The organism is Ralstonia sp. SA306 (assembly GCF_054792405.1).
The window spans coordinates 1,034,425-1,054,483 of the sequence record NZ_CP096451.1 but is presented as its reverse complement, the minus strand read 5'-3'; the positions used below and the strand labels follow the sequence as shown (position 1 = coordinate 1,054,483).

The 20,059-nt window shown below is 64.1% G+C and carries 22 protein-coding genes; 12 read left to right on the top strand and 10 right to left on the bottom strand.

Going from position 1 to position 20,059, the window contains the following annotated elements; translation table 11 throughout:
* Positions 1 to 54 precede the first annotated feature (54 nt).
* Together M1D44_RS04995 and M1D44_RS04990 are read left to right on the top strand one after the other, a co-directional pair.
* Entirely contained in the window at positions 55 to 1,653 is a 1,599-nt protein-coding gene (locus M1D44_RS04995) for an ABC transporter substrate-binding protein (protein ID WP_112184383.1), read from the top strand.
* Positions 1,654 to 1,811: 158 nt separating this feature from the next.
* On the top strand, positions 1,812 to 2,642 hold the full coding sequence (locus tag M1D44_RS04990) for a BspC domain-containing protein (protein ID WP_316684606.1): 831 nt from the start codon (positions 1,812 to 1,814) through the stop codon (positions 2,640 to 2,642).
* Between the two features lie 40 nt (positions 2,643 to 2,682).
* On the opposite strand, the gene M1D44_RS04985 is transcribed toward M1D44_RS04990, so the two are convergent.
* Both M1D44_RS04985 and yaaA read right to left on the bottom strand, forming a co-directional pair.
* Positions 2,683 to 3,828 carry a M14 family metallopeptidase gene (locus M1D44_RS04985; protein ID WP_024975333.1) on the bottom strand — a complete coding sequence of 382 codons (1,146 nt, stop codon included), beginning with the start codon at positions 3,826 to 3,828 and terminating at the stop codon, positions 2,683 to 2,685.
* A gap of 14 nt (positions 3,829 to 3,842) precedes the next feature.
* Positions 3,843 to 4,616, bottom strand: coding sequence for a peroxide stress protein YaaA (gene yaaA, locus M1D44_RS04980; RefSeq protein ID WP_024975332.1), 774 nt, complete (start codon positions 4,614 to 4,616; stop codon positions 3,843 to 3,845).
* A gap of 37 nt (positions 4,617 to 4,653) precedes the next feature.
* On the opposite strand from yaaA, the gene M1D44_RS04975 reads away from it, so the two are divergent.
* Complete coding sequence (locus tag M1D44_RS04975; protein ID WP_316684609.1) at positions 4,654 to 5,178, top strand: putative toxin-antitoxin system toxin component, PIN family; 525 nt, start codon at positions 4,654 to 4,656, stop codon at positions 5,176 to 5,178.
* A 12-nt stretch (positions 5,179 to 5,190) separates the two neighbouring features.
* Positions 5,191 to 6,363: a pyridoxal phosphate-dependent aminotransferase gene (locus M1D44_RS04970; protein WP_316854191.1), complete on the top strand. Its 1,173-nt coding sequence runs from the start codon at positions 5,191 to 5,193 to the stop codon at positions 6,361 to 6,363.
* Between the two features lie 20 nt (positions 6,364 to 6,383).
* On the opposite strand, the gene M1D44_RS04965 is transcribed toward M1D44_RS04970, so the two are convergent.
* The gene (locus M1D44_RS04965) at positions 6,384 to 7,037 is read right to left on the bottom strand and encodes a glutathione S-transferase (RefSeq protein ID WP_024975329.1); all 654 of its coding nucleotides are present in this window, start codon (positions 7,035 to 7,037) and stop codon (positions 6,384 to 6,386) included.
* 46 nt (positions 7,038 to 7,083) lie between these two features.
* Here M1D44_RS04965 and M1D44_RS04960 point away from each other — a divergent pair, with 46 nt between their 5' ends.
* The 4 genes from M1D44_RS04960 to M1D44_RS04945 are packed head-to-tail and all read left to right on the top strand — an operon-like array spanning position 7,084 to position 11,344.
* Complete coding sequence (locus M1D44_RS04960) at positions 7,084 to 8,655, top strand: 3-hydroxyacyl-CoA dehydrogenase (RefSeq protein WP_316854190.1); 1,572 nt, start codon at positions 7,084 to 7,086, stop codon at positions 8,653 to 8,655.
* Positions 8,656 to 8,688: 33 nt separating this feature from the next.
* A complete protein-coding gene (locus M1D44_RS04955) occupies positions 8,689 to 9,468 on the top strand; it encodes an oxepin-CoA hydrolase, alternative type (RefSeq protein WP_024975327.1) in 780 nt (259 codons plus the stop codon).
* Positions 9,469 to 9,480: 12 nt separating this feature from the next.
* Entirely contained in the window at positions 9,481 to 10,218 is a 738-nt protein-coding gene (locus M1D44_RS04950; protein WP_024975326.1) for a histidine phosphatase family protein, read from the top strand.
* A 37-nt stretch (positions 10,219 to 10,255) separates the two neighbouring features.
* Positions 10,256 to 11,344 carry a phosphotransferase gene (locus M1D44_RS04945; RefSeq protein WP_112184368.1) on the top strand — a complete coding sequence of 363 codons (1,089 nt, stop codon included), beginning with the start codon at positions 10,256 to 10,258 and terminating at the stop codon, positions 11,342 to 11,344.
* Between the two features lie 25 nt (positions 11,345 to 11,369).
* On the opposite strand, the gene M1D44_RS04940 is transcribed toward M1D44_RS04945, so the two are convergent.
* Together M1D44_RS04940 and M1D44_RS04935 are read right to left on the bottom strand one after the other, a co-directional pair.
* Complete coding sequence (locus M1D44_RS04940) at positions 11,370 to 11,774, bottom strand: VOC family protein (protein WP_024975324.1); 405 nt, start codon at positions 11,772 to 11,774, stop codon at positions 11,370 to 11,372.
* Complete coding sequence (locus M1D44_RS04935; protein ID WP_316854189.1) at positions 11,771 to 12,484, bottom strand: SDR family oxidoreductase; 714 nt, start codon at positions 12,482 to 12,484, stop codon at positions 11,771 to 11,773. Before M1D44_RS04935 ends, M1D44_RS04940 begins: the two co-directional genes overlap by 4 nt.
* A 120-nt stretch (positions 12,485 to 12,604) precedes the next feature.
* On the opposite strand from M1D44_RS04935, the gene M1D44_RS04930 reads away from it, so the two are divergent.
* Entirely contained in the window at positions 12,605 to 13,591 is a 987-nt protein-coding gene (locus tag M1D44_RS04930) for a LysR family transcriptional regulator (RefSeq protein WP_024975322.1), read from the top strand.
* 52 nt (positions 13,592 to 13,643) lie between these two features.
* On the opposite strand, the gene M1D44_RS04925 is transcribed toward M1D44_RS04930, so the two are convergent.
* Positions 13,644 to 14,588 carry a LysR family transcriptional regulator gene (locus M1D44_RS04925; RefSeq protein WP_024975321.1) on the bottom strand — a complete coding sequence of 315 codons (945 nt, stop codon included), beginning with the start codon at positions 14,586 to 14,588 and terminating at the stop codon, positions 13,644 to 13,646.
* Between the two features lie 93 nt (positions 14,589 to 14,681).
* Here M1D44_RS04925 and M1D44_RS04920 point away from each other — a divergent pair, with 93 nt between their 5' ends.
* From M1D44_RS04920 to M1D44_RS04910, 3 genes are all read left to right on the top strand, one after another.
* Entirely contained in the window at positions 14,682 to 15,119 is a 438-nt protein-coding gene (locus M1D44_RS04920) for a PaaI family thioesterase (RefSeq protein WP_024975320.1), read from the top strand.
* 76 nt (positions 15,120 to 15,195) lie between these two features.
* Positions 15,196 to 16,455, top strand: coding sequence for an acyl-CoA dehydrogenase family protein (locus M1D44_RS04915; RefSeq protein ID WP_316684613.1), 1,260 nt, complete (start codon positions 15,196 to 15,198; stop codon positions 16,453 to 16,455).
* 168 nt (positions 16,456 to 16,623) lie between these two features.
* Positions 16,624 to 17,316: a glutathione S-transferase N-terminal domain-containing protein gene (locus M1D44_RS04910; RefSeq protein ID WP_024975318.1), complete on the top strand. Its 693-nt coding sequence runs from the start codon at positions 16,624 to 16,626 to the stop codon at positions 17,314 to 17,316.
* Between the two features lie 357 nt (positions 17,317 to 17,673).
* On the opposite strand, the gene M1D44_RS04905 is transcribed toward M1D44_RS04910, so the two are convergent.
* The 4 genes from M1D44_RS04905 to ureE all read right to left on the bottom strand — a co-directional run bounded on the left by M1D44_RS04905 (position 17,674) and on the right by ureE (position 20,037).
* Positions 17,674 to 17,976 (bottom strand): hypothetical protein, encoded by a 303-nt coding sequence (locus M1D44_RS04905; protein WP_037031508.1) that lies wholly within the window; start codon positions 17,974 to 17,976, stop codon positions 17,674 to 17,676.
* 78 nt (positions 17,977 to 18,054) lie between these two features.
* Positions 18,055 to 18,681, bottom strand: coding sequence for an urease accessory protein UreG (ureG, locus tag M1D44_RS04900; protein ID WP_009241038.1), 627 nt, complete (start codon positions 18,679 to 18,681; stop codon positions 18,055 to 18,057).
* Between the two features lie 11 nt (positions 18,682 to 18,692).
* Positions 18,693 to 19,382, bottom strand: a complete 690-nt coding sequence (locus tag M1D44_RS04895) for an urease accessory protein UreF (RefSeq protein ID WP_316854195.1) — start codon at positions 19,380 to 19,382, stop codon at positions 18,693 to 18,695.
* Complete coding sequence (gene ureE, locus M1D44_RS04890) at positions 19,375 to 20,037, bottom strand: urease accessory protein UreE (protein ID WP_316854188.1); 663 nt, start codon at positions 20,035 to 20,037, stop codon at positions 19,375 to 19,377. The genes M1D44_RS04895 and ureE overlap by 8 nt, the downstream gene beginning before the upstream one ends.
* Between the last annotated feature and the right edge of the window lie 22 nt (positions 20,038 to 20,059).

The window sequence follows — 20,059 nt, the reverse complement described above, 5'->3', positions numbered from 1 at the left end:
CAATGACGGTCTTCCGCCACATGGCATCACCGCCCGAACCCCAGGAGCCTCCCGATGACAACCCGTCCCCTCTTGTGTGTTCCCATCCGCGCCTTGATCCGCAACCTCGCCGCATGCGCGCTGGCCGCGGCTGCCGTAGTGCCGTTCGCCGCGCAAGCCGACGACCTGCGTATCGGTCTGTCCGCCGACGTCACGTCGATGGACCCGCAATGGAACAACGCCGGCCCCAACAACGCCATGGCGCTGCATATTTTCGAGTCGCTGGTCTTCCTCGACAAGAACGGCCGTTACACGCCCGGCCTGGCGACCTCGTGGAAACCTGTCGACGCCAACACGTGGGAAATCAAGCTGCGCCCCAACGTGAAGTGGAGTGACGGCACGCCGTTCACCGGTGAAGACGTGAAAGCATCGATCGAACGTCCGGCGCGCCTGACCAACAGCCCAGGCCCGTTCACGAGCTATACCAAGTCGATTACCGAAGTACAGATCGTCGATCCGCTCACGGTGCGGCTAAAGTTGTCGACGCCCAATTACGCGAGCATCCCCAACGATCTGAACAGCCTGCCCATCATCCCGAAGAAAGTGGCCAACGCGGCGCAGGCGGACTTTGATGCGGGCCGCGCCATGATCGGCACCGGGCCGTTCCTGTTCGACCACTTCACGCGCGGGCAGGAAATCGTCCTGAAGAAGAATCCGCACTACTGGGGCCGCGTGCCGCAGTGGGACAAGGTGACGTTCAAGATCATCACCGACAATGCCGCGCGCACTGCCGCGCTGCTCTCGGGCGATGTGGATGTCGTCGAGGCCGTGCCGGCTGCGGACGTGCCGCGCATCAAGCAGGACCCGAAGTTCCACCTAGAACAACAGGTGTCGTGGCGCACGATTTTCTGGCAGATGGACCAAAGCCGCGATGTGTCGCCGTTCGTGACCGACAAGGCCGGCAAGCCGCTCGCCAAGAATCCCCTGAAGGACCATCGCGTGCGTGAGGCCATCGCACTGGCCATCAACCGCGACGCCATCGTCAGCCGCGTGCTTGAGGGCCAAGGCGTGGTCGCATCGAGCATCGTGTCGCCGCAGATCTTTGGGCATCCGGGCGGCAAGACAATTCCATATGACCCTGCTCGCGCGAAGAAACTGCTTGCCGAGGCGGGCTACCCGGACGGCTTCGGGCTCACGCTGCACGCCACTAACAACCGCTATCTGAATGACGCGCAGGTCGCGCAGACCACCGCACAGCTGCTCACGCGCATCGGCATCCAGACGAAAGTGGAAACGCTGCCGGTGGCGGCGTATTTCTCGCGTGCGCGTCAGGGCGAGTTCTCGTTCATGATGCTCGGCTGGGGCTCGGTGGCGGCCGATGTGGCGCTGCGCAGCATTCTCGGCACGCCCAACCCGCAAACCGGCTACGGCTCGTGGAACTGGGGCCGCTACAGCAATCCGGAACTGGACAAACTGGTGCAGACGTCGCTGTCGACGGTCTCGAGCGAACAGGCACACGAGCAGGCCGCCAAGACCGCGGCGCGCTTTGCGCAGACCGACTACGCGATCATCCCGTCGCATCACCAACTGGCCACGTGGGCCATGCGCAAGGGCATCCGCTATGAGGCGCGCACCGACGAATGGTCGCTCGCGTGGTTGTTCACCAAGCAATGATGATCACTTGGTAACCAACACCTTGCCGTAACGCGCTGTTACAGCAAATTCGCCTGATGTGCCGCATTGGGGACGCATTGGGGTAACTAGCAGGAACTTTCATCCTTAGCTTTCCTCTATCATGGCGATTTCCACGCCGACACCCTGTAACACTCGTGATGTTGCGACCCAAACTACTCTGTCTCGGCGTCGTCGCTTTGCTGGCCGCCTGCTCCAACCTGCAGACTGAACCGACCGATGCGTCGGCCCAGGCCACCAACGCCACGCCGAACACCCCTGCCGTGCAAGCCAAGCCGGCCATCCAGCCCGTCCCGACCACGCCGCCCATCGTCTTCGGCTCGACCGACAGCAGCGGCACCACGACGGTCAATCTGCCCTCCAAGGACAAGATGAGCTTGTCCGAATACCGTGCACAAACCCGTGACCGCCTGATTCAATCGGAAGGTGCCCGCCCTGACGTGGCAGACTGCGCCGCGCATGCGAGCTGGATCATCCCGCGCTCGACCAATTTCGACCAGTTCCGCCTGCCGACGGGTGCGCTTTCCAGCGACCAAGCCAAGGTTGAGCCGTGGGACTCCCGCTTCTCGTCCAGCAAGCAAGGCGCGATCAAGGTGTCGAGCGTGGTCAGCTTCAATGCCGCCGTGCACAAGCGCGGCACGGGCAATGACCAATGGGAGCCCGTGCGCGTGCGCTGCGGGTATGACGAAGGGATGATGCTGGCGTATGAGCTGCTCGACGCCAATGGCCAGCCGTTCGCTGCCCCGGCCGCTGCGCCTTCGTCGTCGAAAGCGCGCACGCACTGCCGCCGCGGCCATCGCTGCACGACCGGTGCGGCTGCACACGGCAAGAGCACGGGCAAGGCCTCGACGAAAGCGACAGCCAAGTCCGCCAGGGGCAGCACCACCGCCAAAACCAAATCGACGACGGCAAGCAAATCCACCGCCAAGTCGACAACCAAGAAGAAGACGACGAAGTCGTCCTCCAACTAAGCGCAACGCGCCGCCTACACAGGCGGCGCGGCGTTTGTCTTCAGCCGAGATACTCCAGGATCGCCTGGAGCATGGCCGCGCCCAACGCGGCGCTGCGGGCGCCATCCCAGCCCACGCGTGCGTCGGGCAGGTTGGCGTTGTCCTTGAATGGCATTTCCAGCGTCAACGACAAGCACCCATAGGTGTGACCGATGTACTTGGAGGCGAGCTTGAGCGCGTCTTCGTTGTACTTGCTGGCCTCGTAGCCGTATCGCGTCTGGAAATCCGGTGACGCGCGCAGGAACGCCGCGACAAAGCGGTCCTGATCAGCACGCTGTGCATCGGTAAAGCCCGGCAGCATCTCGCTGCCCGCCACGAATACATAAGGCAGAGCCTCGTCGCCGTGGATGTCGAAGAACAGGTCGACGCCGGTCTGCTCGATGGCCTGACGCACCGCCAGCACTTCGGGACTGCGCTGCGCGTCGGGTTCCATCCACTCGCGGTTCAGGTTGGCGCCGGCGGCATTGGTGCGCAGGTTACCCAGCGACGAGCCGTCCGGGTTCATGTTCGGCACGATATGGAAGACGGCGCGCTCGGCAAGCACACGGCCGAGCGGATCGCCGCTCCAGGCACCTTGACGCGTCAGACGCGCGAGCAGGCCCTCAACGAACCACTCGGCCATCGTCTCACCCGGATGCTGACGCGCGATGATCCACACGTCCTTCTTGCCGGGGCCGGGCTCGCCGACGGTGATGCTCGTCATGTCGCGGCCCTGGACCGTTTGCCCCAAGCGTTGCGTGCGCACACCCGGCTTCGTTTGCGCGGCGGCCACGAGCGAGAGATGGCGCTCATCCGAGTACGGCTCGAAGTATGCAAACCAGATGCTGTCATGCTCGGGCGTCAACTCGATGGACATCGTTTTGCCGTCATAGCGGGTCGGCACCCGGAACCAATGCTCGCGGTCGTATGAGGCGACGGCACGGTAGTCCTTCCAGCCGGCAGCGTAGGTGCATTCACCGGCGTTTTCCAGCGCGAGTTTGCAGGCTTGGCCCTGCACACCTTGCAGACGGAAGTGGAACCACTGCGTGAAGTCCGCGTGCGAATCGCGGCGAATGCGCAGGCGAATGGCATCGGCCCGCGCGGCATCGACGATTTCGATGGCGCCGCTGTCAAATGCGCTGGAGATGTGCGGCTGAGTGGCTGTCATGTCGGATCCTGTCATCAGGTGAGCTTGCGGCGGAAGACCCAGCGCTCGTCGTCGGAATCGGCAGCAGCAAAGGCATAGCCGTCGACGTCGAACGCCTTGAGCTTGCGCGGATCGGTGATGCGGTGCTCGATCGCGTAGCGCGCCATCAGACCACGCGCACGCTTTGCGTAGAACGAGATGATCTTGTACTGCCCGTTCTTCCAGTCTTCAAAAACCGGTGTGACGATGCGCGCCTTGAGCACTTTGGGCCGCACCACCTTGAAATACTCTTCCGAGGCAAGATTGACGAGCACGGGGTCGTCGTCCTGTTTGAAGAGCTTGTTGAGCGCGAGCGTCACGTCGTCGCCCCAGAAGGCGTACAAATCCTTGCCGCGCGGATTGGCCAGGCGCGTGCCCATTTCCAGGCGATACGGCTGCATCCAGTCCAGCGGGCGCAACACGCCGTACAGCCCCGACAGAATCCGCAGATGCTTCTGCGCGAATTGCAGATCGTCGACCGCCAGCGAATTGGCATCGAGCCCGCCGTAGACATCGCCGTCGAAGGCCAGCGCGGCCTGCTTGCTGTTCTCGGCAGTGAATTCGGGCGACCAATCCGCATAGCGCGTGGCATTGAGCGCCGCCAGCGGATCGGAAATGTGCATCAGCGTGCCGATCTGGGCCGGCGACAGCTTGCGGAGCACTTCAATGAGTTCTGCGGAGCGCTCGATGAAATCGGGCAACGTGTGGGTCTTGGTGCGCGGCGGCGTGTCGTAGTCGAGCGACTTGGCCGGCGAGAGGACGATGATCATGTCAGAATCGCGGTTCACAAGTCTGGAATTGTATCGAATGGCAGACGCTGCCGCCCTCGCCCACTCCACCCAGGCTCCGGCCCCGCGCGTGGTGCTGGACTCCAACATCTGGGTCGACATCCTGATCTTCGACGATGCGGTTGCGCGCCCGATCCGCGCTGCGCTGGAAGCCGGCCGGCTGGACGCCATCATCAGCCCCGCTTGCCGCGAAGAACTGCGCCGCGTGCTCGATTACCCGCAATTCGCGCATTACGCCGTTGACGCGCAAGCCGCCCTGGCGTGGGTCGATCGCGTGACACGGTCCGTTGCCGATCCTGAAGAAGCCGCCCGCACGCAAGGCGAAGCGTTCGTTCCGCGCTGCAAGGATCGCGACGACCAGAAATTTCTCGCGCTGGCCGATGCCGCCGGCGTTGCTTATCTCGTCTCTAAGGACCGCGCCGTACTCAAGCTCAAGCGACGCATGGCCAAGTATTGCGACGTGGCGGTGTTGCCGCCCAAGCAATTCGTCGCGCTGGTCCAGTTGGAGACCGCTGCCCTTGCTGCCATCCCAAATCAAGCCTGAAGCCGTCTTGTCATGACCACTGTTGAATCGCTCGCGCCCATCGCACCCCCGCCGTCGCGGCTACCGAATGTCGGTACCACCATCTTCACCGTGATGTCGGCGCTGGCCGCGGAAAAACAGGCCGTCAACCTGGGCCAGGGCTTTCCGGATTTCGATTGCGACCCGCGCATCGTCGATGCCGTGTCCGATGCCATGCGCGCGGGCCTGAACCAATACCCGCCAATGACGGGCGTGCCCGCGCTGCGCCAGGCCATTGCCGCGAAGATCGCCAATCTGTACGGCCACGCTTACGATGCCGACCGCGAGATCACCGTCACCGCCGGCGCCACGCAGGCGCTGCTGACCACGGTGCTGTGCTGCGTGCATCCGGGCGACGAAGTCATCGTCTTCGAGCCGACGTATGACAGCTACATCCCGTCGATCGAACTGGCGGGTGGCAAGGTCGTGCCGATCACGCTGAACGCGCCGGACTTCCGCATCCCGTTCGACACGCTCGCCGCGGCCATCACACCGCGCACGCGCCTGATCATGCTCAACACACCGCATAACCCGACCGGCACGGTCTGGCACGCGGACGACATGCAGAAGCTGGCCGAGATCCTGGCGCCCACCAACGTGCTGCTGCTCTCAGACGAGGTGTACGAGCACATGGTGTACGACGGCGTGCAGCATGCGTCCGTCGCACGCATTCCAGAGCTGGCACGGCGCGCATTCGTGGTGTCGAGCTTCGGCAAGACGTATCACGTGACGGGCTGGAAAGTCGGCTACGTGGCCGCGCCCGCCGCACTCATGGCGGAGTTCCGCAAGGTGCACCAGTTCAACGTGTTCACCGTCAACACGCCAATGCAGCACGGCCTGGCGAACTACATGGCGGATCCGCGTCCGTATCTGCAGCTGCCGGCGTTCTACCAGCGCAAGCGCGACCTGTTCCGCGCGGGGCTGGAGAAGACGCGCTTCAAGCTGCTGCCCTGCCAGGGCACGTACTTCCAGTGCGTGGACTACAGCGCCATCTCCGATCTGCCCGAAGCCGAGTTCGCCAAGTGGCTGACGAGCGAGATTGGCGTGGCGGCGATTCCCGTGTCGGCGTTTTACTCGCAGCCGCACGAATCGGGCGTGGTGCGCTTTTGCTTCGCCAAGAAAGACGAAACGCTCCAAGTTGCCCTGGAGCGTTTGTCGAAGGTGTGAGACCGTAAGACTGAAGCCGATCAGCGCTTGCTGGCGTAGTGCGCCAGCATCTGCTCCAGATTGGCCTTGCTGTCTGCCCGCACCTTCTGCACGTTCGGGTTCTCCGCCATCTTGGCCATGTAAGGCTTGACGCCTTCGACCTGCGCCAGCAGGTCTTCACCGTAGATGATCTTGGTGGCCTGGCTGACCAGCGGGAAATGCACGATGGCCGCGCAGTCCGCAATGGTGAACGTGTCACCCGCCACGTAAGGCGAGAACTTGAACAGCCTGGCCGCCGCCGGAATGTTCTTCTGCAGTTGCTCGCGCACCTTCACCTTCAGGTTGTCGCTGATCTTGCCGCCAAAGAACGCTTCGGGAAACAGCTGGCGCGCGACCAGCTCCAGGTGCAGCTCCAGGAACGTCACGATCTCCCGCACCTTGGCCGCCTTGAACGGATCGGCTGGGATCAGCGGATGTTGCGGGTAGCGCGCTTCCAGATAATCGATGATGACCTGCGATTCGCACATTCCACCGTCCTCCCCCACCAGATACGGCACCTTGTGCAGCGGCGACACCTCGCCGTCGGTCTGGTCCGGCCAGCGCAGCGATTCCTCAAACGCAATCCCCTTCTCCATCAGCGCGAGCTTGACCTTGTTGTAGTAGTTGCTCGCAGAAAAACCGTATAGCGTCAGCATGAAGCCGTCTCCTTGGTAATTTGGCCGTCCGTTATGGTCGGTGCGGATGCCAGAAATCGCACGCTCGTGCTATTTTAGCCAGACTTCTTTTGATCGCAGCGGATTTCATATGCAGACTATCGGGATTGTGGGCACGGGCGCCATGGGACGCGGCATTGCGCAAATCGCGGCCCAGGCCGGTTTGCGCGTCAAACTGTTCGACGCTAACCCGCAAGCCGTGGAAACGGCGCGCACGGCGCTGGCCGACACGCTGACCAAGCTGGCCGCCAAGGGCAAGCTCACAGCGGATGACGCCGACGCCACAATTGCCCGGCTCGTTCCGGCCGGTGCCCTGACCGACCTAGCCGACTGCGATCTTGTGGTCGAGGCCATCGTCGAGAAGCTGGACGTCAAGCGCGACCTCTTCCGTCAGCTCGAAGACATCGTCCGCGCAGATGCCATCCTGGCGTCGAATACCTCGTCGCTGTCGATCACCGCGATTGCCGCGACGTGCCAGCACCCCGAACGCGTCGCAGGCTTTCACTTCTTCAACCCGGTGCCGCTGATGAAGGTGGTCGAGGTCATCGACGGCCTGCGCAGCGCGCCCGCTACCGGTGACGCACTGTCCGCACTGGCCAAGCGCATGGGCCATACCGCCGTGCGCTGCATCGACATGCCGGGCTTCATCGTCAACCACGCCGGGCGCGGCATGAACACCGAGGGCCTGCGCGTGGCCCAGGAAAGTGTGGCGGCGTATGCGGACGTCGACGCCATCATGCGCGAGCAGGCCGGCTTCCGCATGGGGCCGTTCGAGTTGATGGATCTCACAGGACTGGATGTCTCGCATCCGGTGATGGAATCGGTCTACCGCCAGTTCTACGACGAGCCGCGCTATCGTCCGTCGCAGATCACGGCGGTGCGCTTTGCGGGCGGCATCCTGGGCCGCAAGACGGGCGAAGGTTTCTACCGCTATCCGGAAGGACAGAAGCAGATCCCCGCTGAGGCGCCTGCACCGTCTGCGCGCCCGTCTTCGGTGTGGATCAGCCGCGCGCATGACGCCGGCCACGCCGCAGCGCAGCGCCTGTTGCTTGACCTGGGCATCACGCCCGAAGCAGGTTCGAAACCGTCCACCGATGCATTGATCATCGTCACGCCGCGCGGGCTGGATGCCACCGCCTGCGTGGCCGCCGAAGGGCTTGACGCGCGCCGCACCGTGGCGCTCGACACGCTCTATCCGTTTGCCGCCACCAAGCGCCGCACGCTGATGACCACACCCGCCACAGATGCGGCCTACCGCGATGCCGCACACGGCCTGCTTGCCTCCGACGGCGTACCTGTCACGGTGATCCGGGATTCCGGTGGTTTTGTCGCGCAGCGCATCGTTGCATGCATCGTCAACATCGCGTGCGACATCGCACAGCAGCGCATTGCCACGCCCACGGACATAGATCTGGCCGTCACGCTGGGGCTCGGTTATCCGCAAGGGCCGCTGGCACTGGGCGATACGCTGGGCACGAACGCCATCCTGGAAGTCCTGCAGAACCTGTACACGCTCTATGGCGACCCGCGTTATCGCCCGAGCCCGTGGCTGCTGCGCCGCGCCCGTCTGGGCATGTCGCTGCTGACACCTGACGCCTGATGCCTGATTGCCGCTTACTCTGACGAGGCCGCCATGACCGCGCAATTACTCTCCAAACGCATCGGCTCGACGCTGGTGCTGACGCTGTCCAACCCTGACGCGCGCAACGCGCTGGACCCGGTGATGTACACGGCGTCGATGGAAGCGCTCGACCGCGCCGCCAACGACAACGAGATCCGCGCCGTCATCTTCACGGGCGCCGGCAATGCCTTCTGTGCGGGCGGCAACCTGAACCGCCTGCTGGAAAACCGGAGCAAGCCGCGAAGCGTTCAGGAAGAAGGTATCGACGCGCTCAACCACTGGATCGAAACGATCCGCACGTTTCCCAAGCCGGTGATTGCCGCAGTGGAAGGCCCGGCAGCCGGCGCAGGCTTCTCGCTGGTGCTGGCGTGTGACTTTGCGATTGCCGCATCGGATGCGAAGTTCGTAATGGCTTACGTGAACGTGGCGCTCACGCCGGACGGCGGCGGCTCCTGGCACATCGCACGCTTCCTGCCGCGTCCGCTTGCGAGCGAAATCATCATGCTCGGCAAGCCCGTTGGCGCAGAGCGGCTGGCACACTTCGGCCTCATCAACGAAGTGGTCAAACCCGGCGAGGCGCTAGACCAGGCGTTGGCACTGGCGGAAAAACTCGCAGCGCAATCACCGCATGCCGTGGGCCGCATCAAGGGCCTGATCACCCACGCCGAAGACGCCTCGCTGCACGATCACCTCAAGGCCGAGCAGCACAGCTTTGTCGAAGCGCTGCACCACGCCGACGGCAACGAAGGCATCTCAGCCTTCCTGCAAAAACGCAAACCTCAATACCGCTAATTTCTGGCTCGCATGATTCCGTTCCCAACACCCCAGCGCCGACGCGTCTATCTGATGCGTCATGGCGCCGTAACGTACTTTGACGAAACCGGCCGCCCCGTTCCGTCACCCGAGGCCGTGCCGCTCAATGAACTGGGCCGCAGCCAAACCACCGCTGCAGGCAAGATCTTCGCCGCCGAAAACATCGTCTTCGACCGCGTGATCGTCAGCGGCCTGCCGCGCACGGTGGAAACCGCGCAGCGTGTGCTGGCCGAGATACCCGCGATGCAGGAACGCGGCTTCACGCTTGAACACTGGCCCGAGCTGCAGGAGATCCGCGGCGGCAAGCTGGCGGAAATTCCGGAGCATGAACTCGCGCAAGCCTTTATCGGCGCATTTGAAGGCACGGTGTCGGAAGACCGGCGCTTCCTCAACGGCGAGAGCATCGGCGAATTTCTTGACCGGGTGATTCCGCCAATCGCCCAACTGCGCGCGCAAACCGACTGGGACACCGTGCTGCTGGTGCTGCATGGCGGCACCAACCGCGCGATCCTCTCGCACGCCATCACCGGCGGCGAGCGCGTGTTCTTCGGCAGCCTCGCGCAGACCGCCGGCTGCATCAATGTGCTCGATGTTGGCGATGCCCCGACCGACTGGGTGCTGCGCATGAGCAATTTCTCAGCGCCCTCGCCCACACATCTCGGCTCGCGGCTGACGACGATGGAGGTGCTGCTGCAGCAATACCTCCAGCATCGTCAACCGGCTGCCTGAATTTTCCAGACACACAACAAGATTCGGAGACACACCCATGGCACAGACGGACCAGCAGGATTTCTCGGCCTTCGAGGGCACGCGCCCGGTAGCGGATCAGCAGAAGTTCGACATTGGCGCGCTGGAAGCGTGGATGCGCGAACACGTTGAAGGCTTTGCCGGCCCGCTCACGGTGGAGCAGTTCAAGGGCGGTCAGTCGAACCCGACGTTCAAGCTGATCACGCCGTCGCGCACGTACGTAATGCGCGCGAAGCCCGGGCCGAAGGCGAAGCTGCTGCCGTCCGCGCACGCTATCGAACGCGAGTACCGCGTGATGGATGCACTGGCCAAGACCGACGTGCCTGTCGCCAGGATGTATGCGCTGTGCGAAGACGAAGCCGTGATCGGCCGCGCTTTCTACATCATGGAATTCGTGCAGGGCCGCGTGCTGTGGGATCAGGCCCTGCCAGGCATGGAGCCTGCCGAGCGCACCGCCATCTATGACGAGATGAACCGCGTCATCTCTGCGTTGCACACGGTCGACTACGCCGCCATCGGCCTGGCCGATTACGGCAAACCCGGCAACTATTTCGCACGCCAGATCGAACGCTGGAGCAAGCAGTACAAGTTGTCGGAAACCGAGTCGATTCCGGCCATGGACAACCTGATCGAATGGCTGCCGAAGCATGTGCCGCAGGAAGCCGAGGAAATCACCAGCATCGTTCACGGCGACTACCGCCTCGATAACCTGATCTTCCACCCGACCGAACCGCGCGTGCTGGCCATCCTGGATTGGGAGCTGTCGACGCTGGGCCATCCGCTGGCCGATTTCAGCTATCACTGCATGAGCTGGCACATCGAGCCGGGGCAGTTCCGCGGCGTGGCGGGTCTGGACTTCGCGGCACTGGGCATTCCCACGGAAGCCGAGTACATCCGCCAGTACGAAGAACGCACCGGCCGCCGCATCACGGGCGACTGGAACTTCTACCTCGCCTACAACATGTTCCGCATTGCCGGCATCCTGCAGGGGATCATGAAGCGCGTGGTGGATGGCACGGCGTCTTCGGCGCAGGCGCTGGAGGCAGGCAAGCGCGCCCGCCCGATGGCCGAACTGGGCTGGAAGTACGCCCAGCAGGCCGGCGCTTGACACTGCGCCTCACTCGGCCGCGGCTTTACTCGTAGTCGCGCGCCGCTTCCAGCGGACCGGACAGCGGCGCTTCCAGCTCCAGCACCACCCCGCCCGGCAACTGCACAAAGATCTGCGCGGCAGGCCGTGCGGGGTGTTTTCTTACCTGGTGCGGAATACCGCTTTCACGCACCGCGGCCAGCACATCGGCCGCGTCTTTCCGGGTGCGAAACGCGATGTGCGAGAACACCAGTTCCGGCGTGTCGCCCTCCTGCGTCACGAGGTGTACCAGCGCATCGTCGTTCTGGTACAGCCACGTGCCGGGAAACGGAAACGCCGGGCGCGGCCCGGGTTTCCAGCCGAGCACATCGGCGAAGAATTTCAGGATGGGCGCGTCTGCTGCCACGTGAAAGTTCACGTGGTCGAATGTCCAGTCGCTGTCAGGTGTCATAGCAAACCGCCTCCTTCAATGTCGATGATGGCGCCGGTCATGAAACCGTTGGTCATGGCCAGCAGATAGCCTTGGGCAAGGTCTTCCGGCGTGCCAACGCGGCCGACCGGCAAGCCGCTGCCGATACGCGCGAGCATGGCCTCGCGATCGGCCGGGGCGCCCCACACTTCCGTATCCACCACGCCGGGGCTGATCACATTGACACGGCGCGGTGCGAGTTCCTTCGCCAGATTCTTGGCGGCGGCTTCCACTGCAGCATTGATCGAGCCACGCAGCAAGCCGGTCGCCGTGGCCTTGCGAGAAAGCAGGCCAGAGGTGAGCGTAATCGATGCGCGTTCAGTCAGGTGCGGCAATGCGGCCTGCACCGCCATCAGCGCGGCAAAGAGCTTGGTGCCGAAGGCCTGCTCCAGGTCGGCGCGTTGCAGCGAAGCAAACGGCGGCGGGCTCGTGCGCGAACCGATGGTGATGGCGAGATGATCGACCTTGCCGCTGGGCGACAACCTGGCTGCCTGCGCCAACGCGCCAGCCAGCGATGCCGTGTCGTTTGCATCCACGGCGATGCCCTGGATGCCGCTGCCTGCCTTGGCGGAGCGCCCCAGCACCGTCACGCGCGCCCCTTCGGCTGCCGCCGCGCGTGCCACCGCCTGCCCAATACCGGCCGTACCGCCCAATACCACCACCGACTGGTCCAGCAGAGTGTTCGAAGTCATGCCAATGCTCCTTTGAGAAGAGGAAAGAAAAAACCGTCAATCGATTGGGGCCATTCTTTCATCAAACAAAAGCAAGATAATCTGGCTATGCTTTGATGATTCTCCAAATCTGCTTTGACAATGATCGCCCTCGACGACCTCCGCCTGCTGGTGCGCATTGCTGATGCCGGCAACCTTTCCGCCGCCGCTCGCCAGCTCGGCTGGCTGCCCGCCACAGCCAGCGCAGCGCTCAAACGTGTGGAGACCGAACTCGGCGCCCGCCTGTTCGAGCGCACCACGCGCAGCATGCGGCCGACCGAAGCCGGTCAGCGCTATCTCGCCTACGCAAGACAGGCGCTGGAGGCACTGGACGAAGGTGCGGAAAGTCTGGGGCAGGATCGCACCGAGCTGTCCGGTCCCATTCGCATTGCAGCCACATCAGACCTGGGGCGACACATCCTGCGCCCGTGGCTCGACGCGTTCTGCGATGAGCACCCCGGCGTGCGAGTCACGCTGGTGCTCGGTGACCGGCTGGCCGATCTGATGCGCGAAGACCTCGACTTCGCCCTGCGCTACGGACATCTGCAGGATTCGGCGCTGGTGCGGCGGCCGTTGGCGTCGCATCCGCGCGTGATCGTCGGGGCGCCCTCTTACTTCAAGCAGCATGGCCGGCCCGCACACCCGAGCGACCTGGCCGACCACCGCTGCCTGATCCTGCTGCGCAACGGCGAGCCCGTCACGCGCTGGCAACTCACGCACGCCAGCGGCCCTGCCCCGATCGACGTGCGCGGTGATTTCCAATGCGACGACGGCGCCGTGGTGCGCGACTGGGCGGTCGCGGGGCGCGGCCTGGCGTTCAAATCGTGGTTGGATGTCGCGCAAGACGTGAGCGCCGGCCGGCTGGAGGTGGCATTGCCGGCATGGAGTCATGCGCCCACGCCGCTGCAGCTTGTCGCCCTTGCGCGCCGCCATCGACCCGCGCGGCTCACGGCATGTGCCGACTTTCTTGCCGCGCGCTTTGCGGAGTTCAGCGCGCGTTACCCGTTCGCTTCGGCAAAGGCGGCAACGGCATCGCCCAAGCCGGTCAAGTCGGCCAAAGCCAAGTCGGCCGTCACGGTGAATACGTAGGCGTTCTTATTGGTTGTTGCGGCGGCGCTGATTGCGTCTGCTTTTGCGTTCGTCAACGCCCATCGGCAAATGCGGCCGCCGCGTCATCCAGCGCCACCTCCGCCATTGCGGCGAATACGTGATCGCGCAGCCAGCGGCTGGCGGCATCCTGGTCGCTGTTCGTGTGCCAGTACAGGTACAGCTCCAGCGGCTGCACGTTGAACGGCAGCGGCAGCATCACGTTGCCATACGGTTCATTGGCGATGCGCGCATAGCGGATCGGCAACGTCGCGAGCAGGTCCGTGCAGCTCACCACACGGCAGGCGGCCGGGTAATGCTGGCAACGCAGTCGCACGCGCCGCTCATGGCCAAGCCGGCGCAGTTCCACATCTTCCAGCCCTGCCCCGCGACGCCGGGACGACACATGCACGTGTTCGCACGCCAGATAGCGCTCCAGCGTCAACGGCGCATTTGCAATGGGGTGGCCCGGGCGCGCCAGCACCACCATCGGGTCGGTCAGCAGCGGCGCATGCCGGATGGCCGGAGATGCCGGCACCAGAATGTCCGCAGCCGCGTCGATGGTGCCGGCCAGCAACTCGGTTTCGAGCTGGCGGCGGTCTCCACGCACGGTCGTCACGTCAATCCGCGGTGCCTCCTTGGCGATGGCCGCCATCAACGGCGGCAGCAGCGTGGCTTCCAGCGCATCGCGCATCGACAACGTGAAGCGACGCTCGCTCGTGGCGGGGTCGAAGCGCGTGCCCTCGCGCAAGGTGCGCTCGAAGCCCTGCAGCGCGGTGCGCACCTCTGCGATCAGCGTGCGCGCCAGCGGCGTCGGCACCATGCCCTGCCCGCGCCGCTCGAACAGCGGGTCGTCAAACAACTCACGCAGCCGCCCGAGCGCGTGGCTCACGGCGGGCTGCGTCAGGTTGAGCGTGCGCGCGGCCGCCGTGATGCCGCCTTCCGTGTAGATCGCATCGAAAACGACAAACAGGTTCAGGTCGACCCGGGATATATGCATGATATTGATGGACTGTAATCTACTAAATTCATTTCTCTTATTGTAGGCGAAGGCTTATTCTGCGGACACCACTTGGGAGTTGCGCCACGCGCCATGACCACCACCACCGATCTGTCCGTGCCGACGGGCTTCGTACTGCTGAACAAGCCGAGCCCTTTCCTGACGATGCTGGGGCCGGTCTATGCCCGCGGCATGGGGCCGACGATGGTGATGGGTTTTCATGTCGGCCACCACCACCTGAACCGGCGCGGCATCCTGCATGGCGGCGTGGTGGCATCGCTGGCCGATGCGGCGCTAGGCTATTGCCTGGCCGAGCCCGGCGAAGGTACCGGCGGCGCCCTGGCCATGTCCACCGCCAGCCTGACTGTGGATTTCATCGCCTCTGCCGGAGAAGGCGACTGGATTGAGATCACCCCGGAAGGATTGCGCACGGGCAGCAAGCTGGCCTTTGCGCAGGCACTCTTCCATCGCGGCGACCGGTTGATTGCGCGCGCGAGTGCCGTGTTTGCAGTGCTCGGCGGACGTATTTGACGCATGGCCGAGCCCGTCTGAACTGAGTTGATGGTTGCCCGTTCGAGGCGCTTGTTCGATGTACTGAGGAGACACCATGAATTTCGATTACACGCCCAAGGTCAAGGAAATGCAGGCACGCCTGCTCGAATTCTTTGACCAGCACATCTATCCGAACGAGCACCGCTTCCACGAAGAAGTCGAAGCCAACCGCCGCGCCGGCAACGCGTGGATTCCCACCAAGGTCATCGAAGAACTCAAGCCGCTGGCACGCAAGGCCGGGCTGTGGAACCTGTTCCTGCCGCGCTCGCCGCGCGCGCCGGAAGGCCTGTCGAACCTCGAATACGCCCCGCTGTGCGAAATCATGGGCCGCGTGCCCTGGGCGCCCGAAGTGTTCAACTGCTCAGCGCCCGACACCGGCAACATGGAAACGCTGGAGCGCTACGCCTCGGAAGAACTGAAAGACCGCTGGCTCGAACCGCTGCTGCGCGGTGAGATCCGCTCCGCCTTCCTGATGACCGAGCCGGCCGTGGCTTCTTCGGATGCCACCAACATCGAATGCCGCATCGAGCGCCAGGGCGACGAATACGTCATCAACGGCCGCAAGTGGTGGTCGTCCGGCGCTGGCGACCCGCGCTGCGCCGTCTACATCGTCATGGGCAAGACCAACCCCGATGCCGGCCGCCACGAACAGCAATCGATGATCGTGGTGCCGGCCAATGCGCCGGGCATCACCGTCATGCGTCCGCTGTCAGTGTTCGGTTTCGACGATGCGCCGCACGGCCACATGGAAGTCGACCTGAAAGACGTGCGCGTGCCGGTGGGCAACATCCTCCTGGGTGAAGGCCGCGGCTTCGAGATCGCACAAGGCCGCCTGGGCCCGGGCCGTATCCACCACTGCATGCGCAGCATCGGCGTGGCTGAGCGCGCGCTGGAACTGATGTGCAAGCGCCTGTCGTCGCGCATTGCATTCGGCAAGGCCATCGCACAGCACAGCGTCTGGCACGAACGCATTGCCGAAGCACGCTGCATGATCGAACAGGCTCGCCTGCTCACGCTCAAGGCCGCGTACATGATGGACACCGTCGGCAACAAGGTCGCCAAGGCCGAGATTGCGATGATCAAGGTCGTGGCTCCGAACATCGCCTGCCAGATCGTCGATTGGGCGATCCAGGCACACGGCGGCGGCGGCGTGTCGGGTGATTTCCCGCTGGCTTCGGCCTACGCGCACCAACGCACGCTGCGCTTGGCCGACGGCCCGGACGAAGTGCACCGCGCGGCCATCGCCAAGCTTGAACTGGCCAAGCATCTGCACCTGAAGGACGTTGCCGACATGCCGGTCACACGCGGCTCCTGACCTGCGGCACGGCTGTACCGTTCACTCCTTAACCCCGCCTTGAGCGGGGATTTTTTTGCCTCTGCCCGGCGTCTGCGCGTTTTTCGGTTCTGTGCTGGAATGGAACACTTTGCAGGCTGCTGGTGGCCTGCACCTCTCTTCCCGGCCAGAAGCCAAGGAGCCAACTCGATGATCGACGTCTATAGCTGGGCCACGCCCAACGGCCACAAAGTGCACATCATGCTGGAAGAATGCGGGCTGCCTTACCGCGTTCACGGCATCAACATCGGCGCCGGCGACCAGTTCAAGCCCGACTTCCTCAAGATCAGCCCCAACAACAAGATCCCGGCCATCGTGGATCAGGACGGCCCCGACGGCAAGCCGATCTCGCTGTTCGAATCGGGCGCGATCCTGCTGTACCTCGCCGGCAAGACGGGCAAGTTCATGCCCGACGACGTGCGCGGCAAATACGAAGTGCTGCAATGGGTGATGTTCCAGATGGGCGGCGTTGGCCCGATGCTCGGCCAGGCCCACCACTTCCGCATCTACGCGCCCGAAAAAATCGAATACGCGATCAACCGCTACACGAACGAAGCCAAGCGTCTGTATGGCGTGATCGACAAGCGCCTGAGCGAATCGAAATTCCTCGGTGGCGCGGATTACTCCATCGCCGATATTGCGACGTGGCCATGGCTGCGCAGCTGGAAGAACCAGGGGATCGAGCTGTCGGATTACCCGAAGCTGCAGCGCTGGTTCGAAGCCATTGAAGAACGCCCCGCCGTGCAGCGCGCGGTGAAGGTGCTGGCCAAGGAACGGCCGGCTGTGCAGGACGACAAGGCGAAGGAAATCCTCTTCGGCGCGACGCAGTACGAGCGGCGCTGATTCCGCTTTTTCGCATCGGAAAACAGGCCGCGTGATGCGGCCTTTTTCTTTTGGAAGTCGTCAATGCGGGGCCACGTTCAGGGGCCTAAACGGGCCGGTGCAGCGCTGACGCTCCGCCTGATTTCCCTCAACTGGTGGCACGCATATGCGCCGAAGACACTCCCTCGCAATCGCAGTTCGGCGCGGTATACGATGCGTACCGCGCTCGCGCGTGGCGCCTGATTCCGGGGCTCGACTGATGCCCTTCACCACCATCACCACCAAGCTGGGTTCGTTGTTGCGCGATTACGTGCGCGCCCCCGTCGGCCTGGTGGCGCAGGCGCTCTGGCGCTACCTGACGGAAGACGCCTGATCGCGTTACCGGGGCAATGCGAAGCACTGCACGTCCGGCGCAGTGTAGACCGTCGGATACGGCGACCGCGGCCCCGTCTGCAACCGCAGCGGCTGCGTCGCCAGTACTTCGGCCTCGTTACGCTCTCGCACTGTCAGCGGTTCCGGCGGCGGCCCGGGCAAGTGCACCGGTTGATTGACCGCACACCGCACGGGTTTCCCATCCGCCAGCCGTACATCCATCGTGTAATACGGCCCGACGATGGTCGGCGCACAGGCAGCCACGCCCAAGATCACCGTCATCAGCACCACAGAATGCAGCGCCTTCATCACCCACCTCCGCAACGCACCCGTGAGTGTTTTTGACTCAGCGCGGCACCCGCAAGTGCCGCAGTAAGTGCCGCAGCATCAGGCAGCCGCCGTCAGCATCCCCTGCTTTTCAATGAACCGGATCACCTCATCCAGCCCACCCTGCGCCCGCAGATTGCACATCACAAACGGACGATCGCCGCGCATCTTGCGCGTGTCGCTCTCCATCACCTCCAGCGACGCCCCGACGTACGGTGCAAGGTCCGTCTTGTTGATGATCAGCAGGTCGGACTTGGTGATGCCCGGGCCGCCCTTGCGAGGGATTTTCTCCCCGCCCGCCACGTCGATCACGTAGATCGTCAGGTCCGACAGCTCGGGGCTGAACGTCGCCGCGAGGTTGTCACCGCCGGACTCGATGAAGACCACATCCGCATCCGGAAACTTGGAGAGCATGCGGTCCACCGCTTCGAGGTTGATCGACGCATCTTCGCGGATGGCCGTGTGCGGGCAACCGCCCGTTTCGACACCCATGATGCGTTCGGCGGGCAACGCGCCGGAGATGGTCAGCAGGCGCTGATCTTCCTTCGTGTAGATGTCGTTGGTGATCGCCACCAAGTCATAGCGCTCGCGCATGGCCTTGCAGAGCATTTCGAGCAGCGTGGTCTTGCCGGAGCCCACCGGGCCGCCCACGCCAACGCGCAGGGCTGGAAGTTTCTTGGTTCGCATGATGATCAGGTTCAGGATCGAAAGAGTCGTGAGTATTGCGTTTCGTGCCGGGCGGACAACACACCCAGCCCCGGTGAGAACGTAGACAGTTCAGGCGGATGACAGGCCGCACGGCGCGTGGCCTCCTCTACCGCACGCGCCACCGCAGTGTGCAAACCGAAGAGAATGCGTTGCCCGGCAGCCTGCCCGAGCGGCACGGCCTTGACTGCCGCCGCCATCTGGTTTTCCACCCATGCAAAGCAGTACGCCGTCACGCCGTCGTGCGGGTCGACATTCAGAGCGGCAGCGGCGGCGGCAAAGGTAGTCGGAAAGGTCACTGTCGCGCGCGCGGCCAATGCACTGCGCAGTGCGCCATCGCCCCACTCCAACTGCTGGATAAGTCGATTGAGCGACCAGCCCATCTGAGAGGTTTCCAGCCGCAGCTCGCGCGTCTCGCGGGTGGCAAGGAACCATGCATCGCGCTCGGCCACGGCATCAAAGCGCCCCGCCTGCCAGTCAGCAAACTGCAACAGCCACAGCGGCGCCTCGCAGGCCGCCAGCACGTCGAGCCCTTCCGCAATCCATGCCGCAGCCGACGCTTCATCCGCCACGTGCAGCACGTCCACCGCCGCTTCCAGCCCCTGCGAATAGCTGAACGCGCCCACCGGCAGCGCGGGGGACGCGAGATGCAGCAAGGCAGTGAGCTGCGCCGCGTTAGTCATGGTGATGGTGGTGATGACCGCAGCCGGGGCCGTGGACATGGCCGTCGTCGTGACCGTGGTCGTGCCCATGCGCGTGATCGTGGCTATGCGCGTGGTCACTCGCATGATCATGGTCATGCGAGTGACCGTGATCGTGCCCGTGATGCTCGTGATACAGCGCCTGCGCGGCCGCGTAGTCCTCTTCGAATGTCGCATCGTGGCCATGCCGATGGCCGCCGCCGTATGCGCCCGCCTCGGGCTCGAACGGCGCCTCAACATGCGCGACGGTCACGCCCAGACGCACGAGCATGTCTTCGAGCACCGGATCAGCTTCGAGCTGCAGCGCATCTGCGCTGACCTGCACAGGCGTGTGGCGATTGCCGAGGTGATAGGCCGCCCGCATCAGCGCGAGGCGGTTGTCGTTCGTCACGCGCAACACCTGCTCAGGTGCAGCCTGCACTTCCACCAGCGTGCCGTCTTCAGCGACCAGCACGTCGCCGCCACGCATGACGGTGCCGCGCGGCAGTACAACGGCCACGTCACGGCCATCGTCTAGCGTGGCGCGCAGGCGGCTGCGGCTGCGCTCCAGGAATGGGAGCACCAGCTTGGGCGCGCGCTTGACCAGCACGGAGGCCAGGCCATGCGGCGCGGGAAGATGTTTGGTGATGGAAAGCATCGTTGGAACCTATTCACAATCT